Annotated in this window: 15 protein-coding genes; 2 read left to right on the plus strand and 13 right to left on the minus strand. The window is 71.5% G+C overall.

All coding sequences use genetic code 11. The features are described 5' to 3' along the window. Positions 1-178 precede the first annotated feature (178 nt). Together D3273_RS28535 and D3273_RS26185 are read left to right on the plus strand one after the other, a co-directional pair. Complete coding sequence (locus D3273_RS28535; RefSeq protein ID WP_165359711.1) at positions 179-352, plus strand: hypothetical protein; 174 nt, start codon at positions 179-181, stop codon at positions 350-352. Positions 353-365: 13 nt separating this feature from the next. Continuing rightward, positions 366-2,204, plus strand: coding sequence for an AAA family ATPase (locus tag D3273_RS26185; protein WP_129229902.1), 1,839 nt, complete (start codon positions 366-368; stop codon positions 2,202-2,204). Positions 2,205-2,269: 65 nt separating this feature from the next. Here the strand turns inward: D3273_RS26185 and D3273_RS26190 are convergent, their stop codons facing one another. The 13 genes from D3273_RS26190 to D3273_RS26235 all read right to left on the minus strand — a co-directional run bounded on the left by D3273_RS26190 (position 2,270) and on the right by D3273_RS26235 (position 9,428). Next, positions 2,270-2,659: a dATP/dGTP diphosphohydrolase domain-containing protein gene (locus D3273_RS26190; RefSeq protein ID WP_129229903.1), complete on the minus strand. Its 390-nt coding sequence runs from the start codon at positions 2,657-2,659 to the stop codon at positions 2,270-2,272. Beyond that, complete coding sequence (locus D3273_RS26195; protein ID WP_165359712.1) at positions 2,656-2,919, minus strand: hypothetical protein; 264 nt, start codon at positions 2,917-2,919, stop codon at positions 2,656-2,658. Before D3273_RS26195 ends, D3273_RS26190 begins: the two co-directional genes overlap by 4 nt. Next, on the minus strand, positions 2,919-3,398 hold the full coding sequence (locus tag D3273_RS26200; RefSeq protein WP_165359713.1) for a DUF1937 family protein: 480 nt from the start codon (positions 3,396-3,398) through the stop codon (positions 2,919-2,921). The genes D3273_RS26195 and D3273_RS26200 overlap by 1 nt, the downstream gene beginning before the upstream one ends. A 26-nt stretch (positions 3,399-3,424) precedes the next feature. Further along, positions 3,425-3,832, minus strand: a complete 408-nt coding sequence (locus tag D3273_RS28540) for a hypothetical protein (RefSeq protein ID WP_165359714.1) — start codon at positions 3,830-3,832, stop codon at positions 3,425-3,427. Positions 3,833-3,841: 9 nt separating this feature from the next. Then, positions 3,842-5,221, minus strand: coding sequence for a hypothetical protein (locus tag D3273_RS26205; protein ID WP_129229906.1), 1,380 nt, complete (start codon positions 5,219-5,221; stop codon positions 3,842-3,844). 8 nt (positions 5,222-5,229) lie between these two features. Further along, on the minus strand, positions 5,230-5,694 hold the full coding sequence (locus D3273_RS26210) for a helix-turn-helix domain-containing protein (RefSeq protein ID WP_129229907.1): 465 nt from the start codon (positions 5,692-5,694) through the stop codon (positions 5,230-5,232). 2 nt (positions 5,695-5,696) lie between these two features. Beyond that, positions 5,697-5,864: a hypothetical protein gene (locus tag D3273_RS28545; RefSeq protein ID WP_165359715.1), complete on the minus strand. Its 168-nt coding sequence runs from the start codon at positions 5,862-5,864 to the stop codon at positions 5,697-5,699. Beyond that, complete coding sequence (locus tag D3273_RS26215; RefSeq protein WP_129229908.1) at positions 5,864-6,091, minus strand: hypothetical protein; 228 nt, start codon at positions 6,089-6,091, stop codon at positions 5,864-5,866. Before D3273_RS26215 ends, D3273_RS28545 begins: the two co-directional genes overlap by 1 nt. Then, a complete protein-coding gene (locus tag D3273_RS28550) occupies positions 6,091-6,363 on the minus strand; it encodes a hypothetical protein (RefSeq protein ID WP_165359710.1) in 273 nt (90 codons plus the stop codon). Before D3273_RS28550 ends, D3273_RS26215 begins: the two co-directional genes overlap by 1 nt. A gap of 503 nt (positions 6,364-6,866) precedes the next feature. Beyond that, the gene (locus D3273_RS26220; RefSeq protein ID WP_129229909.1) at positions 6,867-7,418 is read right to left on the minus strand and encodes a hypothetical protein; all 552 of its coding nucleotides are present in this window, start codon (positions 7,416-7,418) and stop codon (positions 6,867-6,869) included. A 191-nt stretch (positions 7,419-7,609) separates the two neighbouring features. Continuing rightward, positions 7,610-8,101: a hypothetical protein gene (locus D3273_RS26225; RefSeq protein ID WP_129229910.1), complete on the minus strand. Its 492-nt coding sequence runs from the start codon at positions 8,099-8,101 to the stop codon at positions 7,610-7,612. Next, on the minus strand, positions 8,098-8,325 hold the full coding sequence (locus tag D3273_RS26230; protein ID WP_129229911.1) for a hypothetical protein: 228 nt from the start codon (positions 8,323-8,325) through the stop codon (positions 8,098-8,100). Before D3273_RS26230 ends, D3273_RS26225 begins: the two co-directional genes overlap by 4 nt. Further along, positions 8,322-9,428, minus strand: a complete 1,107-nt coding sequence (locus D3273_RS26235) for an N-acetylmuramidase domain-containing protein (protein WP_129229912.1) — start codon at positions 9,426-9,428, stop codon at positions 8,322-8,324. The genes D3273_RS26230 and D3273_RS26235 overlap by 4 nt, the downstream gene beginning before the upstream one ends. Positions 9,429-9,460: the final 32 nt, after the last annotated feature.

Raw genomic sequence — 9,460 nt, forward strand, 5'->3', positions numbered from 1 at the left:
TGCCATCCGCCTCACGCTGCGAGGCCAGCCAATCGCCGTGCCGGCCTGAACGGCAGCACGACCTCGTGAGCAATTACACGCCATTCGTGCCGGTGGGCATGAAACTGGGCACGAAACCCCTGTTTTCAGACTGATCCACTGCCCTCGACAGCACGCCCGAACGGCGTTGACTGACCCCATGGACGACACCGTAACGACCCCCGCGCCCGCCGCCCCGCCCGTTTCCGACGACGCGATCGCCGCGGCCTTCCTCGACGCGATCGAGGACCTGCTCGACCTCGACGAGCGCGAGGTGATGGCACTGCGGGCCGCCAGACCTGCTGCTCTCGGGCACGTCGCTCGTCACGTGTGAGGACCCCGACGGCGTGGCGGCCATCAAAGAGGCGCTGCGGGGGATCTACGGCGCGGACCTCTCTCAGCTCGGCCGGTGGGAGGACTCGCCCGGGGCCGTCGTCGGACTGGCGCTCGTCGACGCCACGACGTCGGAGGACCTTTACGACCGCGCGATCACCACGGGCGCGCCCGTCGTCATCCTGGCGGCCGACCTCGCCCGGATCTCGCCGCCCGAGGCATGCGCCCTCGTCGACCGCACGGTCGACATCCCGCCTGGCGGGCGTTCCGGGTTCGTGGAGCGGCTCATCGAGGTCGTCACGGGTGACGATGAGTGCGTGTCGGCCGCCGCCGCGGCGCGGCTGTCCATGCTCGACGTCATGCGGTGCGTGCAGCTCGGGTCGACCGGTGACGACTGCAAGGGCCGCATCCGCGCCCTGCTCGCCGCCCGCGACGCGGTCGAGATGGCCAAGGCGCCCAAGCCGGACGTGGGTCCCGTCCCGCTCGCGGCGGCTGCGGGCGACGTGGTGCGGCGTCTGGGCGAGATGACCGGGTTCGGGGACGCGGGCGTGTGGGGCGTCAACTTGGCGGCTGACCTCCGGGACTACGCCGGGGGGAGGCTGCCCTGGACCGACGTCGACAGAGGCGTCCTGATCTCCGGTCCCCCGGGCGGAGGCAAGACGACCTTCGCGCGGGCGCTTGCCCTCGAATGCGAGGTCGATCTCGTGGTGACGACCTACACCGAGTGGTCGGCCGCGGGCGGGACGGGAGACTCCATGAGCAAGGGGCTGACCAAACTGTTCGACGGGTGGCGGAAGAGGCGAGCGGACAAAGGCCCGTTCATTCTGTTCGTGGACGAGATCGACAGCATGGGGGTGCGGGGCGGGGCGGCGCACAACGATTCGTGGTTCGGCCCCGTCATCAACGCCTGGCTGGCCTTCCTCGACGGGGCCGTCCCGCGCGACGGCATCGTGGTCATCGCGGCGACCAACCACCCGGAGCGCGTCGATCCGGCGCTTCTCCGCCCGGGCCGCCTCGACCGCCACCTCGAGCTGCCCATGCCCGACGTCGACGCCCTGCTCGGCATCGTGCGGGCGCACCTCGGGCCTGACGCCATGCTGACCGAGGCCGAGCTGGCGGAGGCCGCGCGGGCGTGCCGGGGGCGGTCCCCGGCCCAGGTGGGGCAGCTCGCCCGGGAGGCCCGTCGGGTGGCCCGGTGGTGCAAGCGCAGGGTGTGCGCCTCCGACCTGACCGACGCCGTCGCCATGCTGCGCGGCCCGGTCGACGCGGTCGGTGACCGCATGGTGTCGATCCACGAGGCCGGTCACGCCGTCGCCTGCCTCGTGCTCGGGACCGACGAGCTGCTGTGGGTCGACCAGGACAGGGGCCTCACGCGGCTCACCATGGCGCCGCACTGGGACGAGCGCATCATCGTGAACCGCATGGTGATGCAGCTCGCGGCCCGCGCGGCCGAGGAGCTGGTTATCGGCCACGCCTCGACCGGGTGCGGCCTCGACCTCGAGGACGCCACGGGGCTCGCCTACGCCTACCACACGGCGTGGGGTTGGGGTGCCTCCGGGCTGCTATCGGTGAGCAGGGAGCGGGCGCTGCTCGACCCGAGGCTCGCGGCGGCGGTGCGGGCCACGCTCGACGAGGCCTACGTCAGAGCGCAAGACCTCGTCCTGACGCACCGGGCGGCGGTGGAGCGGGTGGCCGACGCCCTGCGGCGGAGGCGCTACCTCGATGCCTCCGAGGTGCGGGCGCTCGTGGACGGACCCGTGGCGTCCACTCCGCGCGTCAGGCGGTCGGCACCGATGATGGGTGGCGAGATCAAGCGCACGGTGGGTCCCGTGTCGGGGACGGGCTGCACGTGACGACGAGGGGCGCCGGGGGAGACTCCGGCGTCGTCAGGTTCTTCTCAAAAGAACCTGACGAAAACCTAGGCGGTCGGTGTCGCCCACCGCCCCATGACGGCCTCGGCCGCGGCGCGCTCCGCCGACAGGTCCAGGGCCGCGCGGTCGTCCTCGAATCGGCCCGCGGCCCGGGCGTCCATGAGGATGGCGCACGAGGCCGCGAGGTGGGCGAGGTGGTCCACGCCGCTGTCGTCGGCCACGTCCTCGCCGCTCGCCCAGGCGTCGAGGTGGCGGTGCATGGCCGCGATGTAGGTGGAGGCGCGGACGGGGAGAGCCTCGACTGAGCGCCAGTTGTGCTCTCCGTACTTCGCCGCGCCGAACGCCAGGGCGAGGCTGACCTTCAGCTTGAACACGGGTGGCACGAGGTCGAGACGCGCCTTCACCGCGCCCGCGTAGGCCTTCACGTTCTCCTTCACGACGTCGGCTCCCTCAACATGGCGTCGATCCCCGCGTCGAGCTCCTCGGCGCTCACCGCGAACCAATGGACCTCCGGGTCGATGCCCTCGCGCCACAGCCTCGCGCACAGGTCCGGGCGGGCGTCGAGCGCGGCGGCGTGGTCGGGGCGCAGGCCCTGCGGGAAGCGGAACACGTGGGGCAACACGTGCTTCACGCCGTCGGGGCCCGTCCCTTCGAAGCTCGTGCCCGACGCGAGCGTGTGAGCGCAGTCGCGGTCCATCACGCGGCCCTCGGGGCACCCGGACGAGGCAGCGCCCCCCCGATGTACGGGTCGAGATAGACGATAGGTTTCCTGGTGCCGCGGAAAGCGTCGACCTCCAGGGCGAGGCCCTTCGACTCCTGCCAGCCCTCCATCATCACGACGATCAGGCCGTGTGCGTTGGCCATAAAATGCTCGTCGAGCGGCATCCAGATTGTGTGGTCGAGGGCGTCGAGCCCCGCCTCCATCGCGACCGGGTGGCTGTGGGCGATGGGCGAGAACGCCGCGACCTCCGCCTTGAGCAGGGCGCCCGTGATCGCCGCGGCGCACGCGGCGGCCATGTGGATCCCGTCCGCGTACTTCGAATAGGGCGTGCCCACGTACCAGTAGACGTCGCGTTTCTTCAGGCACGGGGCCAGAGCCCTGATGCCGAGCGCTGTGTCCGGGGACGTTCCCGGCATGAGGATGAAGCCGTTCGCGCTGTTGGCAGGGACTGACATGGCTGTCTCCTGAGGGGTTGGGTGGGTCATGCGGCGGTCCTCCGGCCGACGAGGCGGGCGCGGGTCTGCTCGACGTCGAGCGCGCGGCTCGCGTTGAGGGCGACGACCGGGACGAGCACGAGGCGGCCGCGCGTGGTCTCTACGAGCTCGTGGACCGGGATCCCCAAACCTATGGCGCATGCGATCTCGCAGGCGACCCCGGCCCCGATCATGCCGTCCCCGAACGGCCGGTAGACGAGCGCCGAGCACGTACCGATGATGCCCTCGAAGTAGCGCATCCCGCCGTCGCGGTAGCCGCGCGAGCCCTCGGGGCTGTTGGGGTTGTAGATTCTGACCTCGACGTCGGGCGGGCTGAAGGCGGCCTCGATGGCGGCCAGGCAGGCGGCCTCGTGGACCGTGCCGTAGTCCGAGACCGGGTGGGCGAAGTAGATCATGCGACCACCTCACGCGGCCGCCGGGTCGAAGACGCTGACCCAGGTGGCGGACCTGGGCGCCTTCGGAGCGTTGGCCTTGATGTCCCAGTAGGAGGTCATGCCGCGCGTCGGGTGCTGGAACCAGAGCGGCTGGGACGGCTCCGACGGCGTGGCCCGGAGGCTCAGGCGGGCATACTCGTCGTAGCCCTTGAGCGTGTTCGCGACGATCGCACGCGGCAGCTTGAGGGGTTGGTGCCAGTGGCCCATGAGCAGCATGTCGTACTCCTGGCCCGAGGAGGCCGCGGCGCCCCGCATCTTGACCTCGCCCCTGGCGATCGGGCCGAGCGAGCCGATGATCCCGTCGCCGCCCTTGACGCCCAACATGTCGCCGTGCGTCAACAGGAAGCGAGTGTCGTGGACCTTGTAGTAGACATCGTTGCTTGTACGGACGTCGATGCGTATCCTGTCATCGTGGCGGGCCTCGAAATGGGCGCGCACGAGCTGGTAGATCAACCAGTCCGCGTTCTGGAACGAGTAGCCCTTGAACTCCGGCTTGTGAGTGAGCCTGCCATGATTACCGCAGACCGCCGGGGCGTAGACGGAACCGAACTCGTCGGCCATCGAGGTCAGCCCCTCGACCAGCATCTCCTTGGCGACCATGATGCTCTGGAGGAGCGTTGTCTCGTCGGTCTTCTGCAGCTCGGGATGCAGTCCTCCCGAGACCATGTCCCCGACGAGGTTGACCACCGCGCCGGAGAACGGGGTGCGGCGCGCTCCCGGCCCATGGTCGCGAGCGACCTCGATCGTGCTCTCGACGACGCGCCGGAAACGATCGCGCGCGATCTGGATCGAATACTCGTTGACTCCGGCCGTCTGCTCGCGGCTGACGACCTCCCCGAGGCGCCAGTCCGCCCACATGGTGATGAGCGTCTCTGGGGTGCGTGCGGCGTGCTGCTGCGGACGGGCCGCGACCCACGCTGGCGGGCCGTCGGGCGCCTCTGACAGCACCCCGAGCATGCGGCGGACCTCGTCCTCGCCGAGCGCGTCGCGGTGGCAGTCCTCGAGGGACGACCTCAGGCGGCGGTTCTCGTCCTTGAGCCGCGTCACCTCGCGGTCGGCCGCGCTTTCGCCCAGGCGGTAGGGCTCAGCCTTCGGAGGCGCGGGCTCGTCGTTGGCGGGGACGGGCGGCTCCGGCGCGGGCGGGACGTCGTTGTCGACCACCAGCTCGGGCGGCGCGGAGACCCGGCCCTCGTAGGCGTTGGTACGGACGGCGAGGGCCTTGATGCGCTTCACGCGATCGTGACAGGCCGACTTGCCGATGCCGAGCGCGTCGGCCGCCTGGCGAATGGAGCCCATCGCATGGAGCGCTTCGACGGTGGCCTCTGCCTGGGCGAGGGTCAGGACGTCCATCTGGGGCATCAGGCGCGGGACCTCGAGCGGGAGAGCATCTGGGCGAACAGGTCTGAGGCGACCTCGCGGGGCAGGCTGACCATCGCCCCGCCTGGGCAGACGAACCCGGCCCGCACGGGGACCACGAGGACCTGCGTCGGGGAGGCGACGAGCTGGTAGTCGTCGGCCACGAGCTGCGGCGCGTGGTGGGAGGCGAGCCAGCCGCTGACGAGGCCGGTCATGCCCTGGGCCGTCGTCGACAGCAGCACGCCGTCGCCGGGGGCCGCGGCCCACTCCGGAGGCGAGGTCGACGGGTGGCAGGGAGATGCCGCCGCGGCCGGGGTTGCGCAGGCGAACGCGAAGGCCGCCATGGCACGGCGCAGGGTCTGGCGGGACACGCCCAGCACGCGGGCGGTCTCGCGGAGGGAGTTGCCCGCCTCGAGCATGGACCTGGCGCGGGCGGCGAGGGTCGGAGAGACGATGCGGGCGGTCATGGTCACCTCGTCCTGGCGGTGCGGCTGAGGGCGGCGTAGCGGCGCCGCTGGTGCTCGGTGGTGGGGGCGGGCGTTGGCTTCTCGTCCTCGCGGACCTCGGGTGGGGATGGCGGCGCCTCCTCGGCCATGTCCTTCAGCCCTTCCACGAAGGCGCTCTTCTTGGCGACCATCAGTGGACTCCCTCTGGCGTTGCCTCGGTCGCGGCGATGAGCTGGTCGAGCCAGCTGGACGTCAGCCAACCCCTGAGCAGGCAGCACCGGGCGGCGGCCGGGTTGCGCAGCAAAAACGCGAGCTGGCGCCCCGTCAGCGCCATCGAGATCGTGACGCGTTGCCCGGGGATGTCAGTCGGGAACGAATGCTTCCCGTCGACGACCTCGTAGGTGGCGGCCGGGTCCATCAGGCGGGCCTCGCCGCTGCCCAGGTGACGTCCGCGCCGTATCGGGTCACCAGGGTCTTGAGCCGGTCGCCCCCGGCCTCGCCGTCGGCGGCTTCCGCATCGGTGAGGTCGGAGCGCACCCTGGCCCACTCGTGGTCGGTGAGCTGCACGATGGCGCCCTGGCGCCACGTCTTGCTGCCCGGTCGGGTGCGGCCCGTGGCATAGGGCTGGCGGGGCGAGCGGGCGGGCTCGGCCGGGGTCGGCTCCGGCTCGGGCGCCACGGTGACGGGCACCGAAACCAAACTCTCCGCCGTCTCGGTTGGGTTTCCTGGCACCGGTTCCGGCTCGGGCGGCGGGGGGGGCGCGGTCGGCCATGGGGGCCGTCTCGGGGCCGGGAGGCCTTAGGGCCGGGTCCGTGGACAGCGGGGCGGGCTCGGGGGCGGGCGCCTCGGACTCTGCTTCGGGCTTCGCGGGCTGCTCCGAGATCGGCTCCGGCTCGGGCTTCGGGGTGGCTTCGGGCGCAGGCTCCGGGGTCACGAGAGCGGTGTCTGAAAAGCCAACGGAAGTCGCGGAAAGTTGGTTTTCGCCTTCGTCGGCGGGCGGTGCCGTGGGCGCCGGGGCCTGCTCGGCCGCCACGCGGGCCTGGACGGCGGCCTGATCCCGGGCGTGCTTGGCGCGGGCCATGGCGTCGGCGCGGCGGTCCTCGACGACCGCGTGGGCCTGGGCCTCGACGGCCTCGGCCGCCTGGACCTCCGGGTCCTGCTCGACGTCGTAGGGGGTCTGGTCGTCGGCCATGTCAGTGCCTCGTCGGTTGGTAGGGGAGCTGCGGCCTCACGAGCGCGTCCAGCTCGCGTTGGAACGCCGAGTCCCGGTCGCGCTGGTCGGCCCAGTGCGTCTCCAGCTCGCCCCTCGGGACGACGGCGTTGGTGAGGTGGTCGACGTCCTGCTCGACGCGGCCGACCCGGCCCTCCATGGTGCGTTGCGCGTCATCGCGTCGGGCGCCGATCGAGGTCAGGGTTGTCAGGAACTCGTTGCGGGTGACCCTGTCGTGGATCTGCTCCTGCATCTCCGACTGGCGCTCCTTGACCGGCGTGTAGAGGAGCCCCCCCGCTCCCACGAGGATGCCGACCACGACGCCGATGGCCTGCCACGGCACCTTGGCCCGCTCGGCCTGGGTCGCCGCCAGTCCCTGGATCATCCCCTTGAGGTCGAGGTGGCGCCCCTCTCCGTCCTTCCGGACGTCTGCGAACTCGCGCGACATGGTCTCGGAGAGACGGTTGAGGTCGCGCTCGACGACGGTGACCCGGGAATGGATGTCGCCGCGGTCGGGCGAGGAGTTGTCGGACATGGGGACGTTACGCTCTACGCTCGGGCGCCTATCGGTCGCCGCAGGGGTTGGACGAGAACGCCGCGCAGACGGCCGCATAGAACGCGCGGTCGTCGACGAGACGGTGGTTGGCTGTGTCGAGGGCGCCGCGGGCCCTGGCGTTGGCGGCGCGGGCGTCGTCGCCGACGCGGACCGGCGGTGCCGGGACCGGCTCACCGAACGACCTCGGTGTCGCGGGCAGCCGCGGTCGGTCGATGACGTGCACGGGGGGCGGCGCCGGGGGAGAGGTCGCGCAGCCCGTGCAGGTCAGCGTCAGTGAGAGTGCAGCGGTCAGAGACAGGGCGGCGCTGGAGCTGCGCGACATAGACATCGATTCGTCCCTGGAGGTCGGTGGTGGCGGTGGCGGACTGCTCGGCCCGGAGGTCGGACGCGGCCTGGACGTCGCGAAGGGCGTCGGCCTGACGGGCCTTCTCGGTCGCGGCCTTGTCCCGCTCGTCGGCGATGTACGTCTCGAACCTCGCGTGCTCGGCCTCGTAGCGGGCGCTCCCGTCGACGCGGCCCTCCCAGTAGCCGCCGCCCGCGAGGACGAGGCAGCACACGGCCGCGATGATGCCATGGCGGCGCCCGACGTTGACCGTGACGGCCGTCGCCGGAGCCGGTGCGGGCTGCGCGGCAGGGGTGGAGATCGACTCGAAGGCGCTCAACAGCCGATCTCCTCGATGAGACGTGCGCGGTGGCCGCGGATGAGGTCGATCAGCGGGAGGTCGTGTCCCGAGAGGGCCTCCACGAGCATGTCAGCGGTGGCGAGCGGGTCGGCCGCGTACCTGCCGACGAGCCAGAGGCAGATCGCTGCGGTGCCCGCGATCGCCGCGGCCGCGAAGGCAAGCGCTCCCAGGATGCGGAAGGGATACAGGGCGAACGTCCTCACGTCGTGGCTCCGGTCTGGTGCGCCAGCACGCGGCGCTCGATGATGTCCCGGGCGAGGTAGGCGCAGAGGCCACCCAGGGCCGCCATGGCGAGGCCGACGAACGGCATCGGGTGGGACGCGAGCCACCCCCCAACGTGCTCGAACGTCCCCGCAGGGGCGAGGCCCTGCGCGTGGGCCAGGGTCGCCTTGACCGCGTCGGCCTTGTCGAGGGCCGCGTTGACCTGGTCGTGGGTGGACGACACGGACGACGAAACCGCCTGGACCGTGCCGCCGACCGTGGTGACCGTACCGATGCCCGCAGTGACGAGACCGCCCACGTTCAGTTTGCTGGCGGCCTGTATCGTCTCGGAGCGAGGCTTCAGGGATTCCGCCGTGGCGACCTCGCGGGCGCCTTGCGGGATCGGGTCGGCGTCCGCGTTGACGATCGCGTCGAGCGTCGCCTGGTCGGCGATTCCCTGGGTCGACGGCATGCCGTGCGCGAGCTGGAACGCCGCCACGTTCATGGCGGTCTTCGGCCCGTAGATCCCGTCGACCACTGTGGGCAGTCCGGCGGCGCACAGTGACGTCTGGAGCGTCCTCACCTCGGGGCCGCGCGACCACAGGCCGAGGCCATGTTCGGGGGGCGCCGTCTGCCCGGTGTTGAGCGCGAACCGCCAGTGGGCGTAGGCGGACGCCAACTTGGCGTCGTACTCGTTGTGGCGCTCGCCCGGGCCGTTGTAGCGGGTCGCGGTGGTGACCCAGTCGTGGTCCTTGAGCGGCTGCAGCACGCCCAGGGCGGGCAGCACGGCGACGATGGCGCGGCACTGGGCGTCGAGGTCCCGGAACGCGTCGTACATCGCGTGGGCGGTGGCGTAGCCCGCGTGGGCCGCGTTGAAGCCCATGATCTGACCGAGGCCCATGCTGACCGAGCGGTAGGCCGCGTTCTCGTCGACGCGGGCCATGCGGCGCAGGAGCGACAGGCGGTCGGGGCCGTCGGTCTGGTCGTCGTAGCCGTGCCGAGCCCATTTGGTCAGGGCCAGACCTGTCGACAGAGCCGATGCCTTCAGAGGTGCGGGCAGCTCGATCACGTCCGTCAAGGTGGTGGAGTTTGGTCTGGTGCTCACCGCGGCTCCTGACGGGTCTCAGGCTGCGATGT

Origin of the sequence: Lichenibacterium minor (assembly GCF_004137685.1) — a bacterium.
Classification (GTDB): domain Bacteria; phylum Pseudomonadota; class Alphaproteobacteria; order Rhizobiales; family Beijerinckiaceae; genus Lichenihabitans; species Lichenihabitans minor.

What these genes read in the sequence shown, in the direction of transcription:
- D3273_RS28540 (WP_165359714.1), bottom strand. Translation starts at nt 3,832, where the DNA reads ATGATCTACTTCGCCCACCCGGTCTCGGACTACGGCACGGTCCACGAG.
- D3273_RS26195 (WP_165359712.1), bottom strand. Translation starts at nt 2,919, where the DNA reads ATGGACCGCGACTGCGCTCACACGCTCGCGTCGGGCACGAGCTTCGAA.
- D3273_RS26220 (WP_129229909.1), bottom strand. Translation starts at nt 7,418, where the DNA reads ATGTCCGACAACTCCTCGCCCGACCGCGGCGACATCCATTCCCGGGTC.
- D3273_RS28545 (WP_165359715.1), bottom strand. Translation starts at nt 5,864, where the DNA reads ATGGTCGCCAAGAAGAGCGCCTTCGTGGAAGGGCTGAAGGACATGGCC.
- D3273_RS26200 (WP_165359713.1), bottom strand. Translation starts at nt 3,398, where the DNA reads ATGTCAGTCCCTGCCAACAGCGCGAACGGCTTCATCCTCATGCCGGGA.
- D3273_RS26205 (WP_129229906.1), bottom strand. Translation starts at nt 5,221, where the DNA reads ATGGACGTCCTGACCCTCGCCCAGGCAGAGGCCACCGTCGAAGCGCTC.
- D3273_RS26215 (WP_129229908.1), bottom strand. Translation starts at nt 6,091, where the DNA reads ATGGACCCGGCCGCCACCTACGAGGTCGTCGACGGGAAGCATTCGTTC.
- D3273_RS28535 (WP_165359711.1), top strand. Translation starts at nt 179, where the DNA reads ATGGACGACACCGTAACGACCCCCGCGCCCGCCGCCCCGCCCGTTTCC.
- D3273_RS26210 (WP_129229907.1), bottom strand. Translation starts at nt 5,694, where the DNA reads ATGACCGCCCGCATCGTCTCTCCGACCCTCGCCGCCCGCGCCAGGTCC.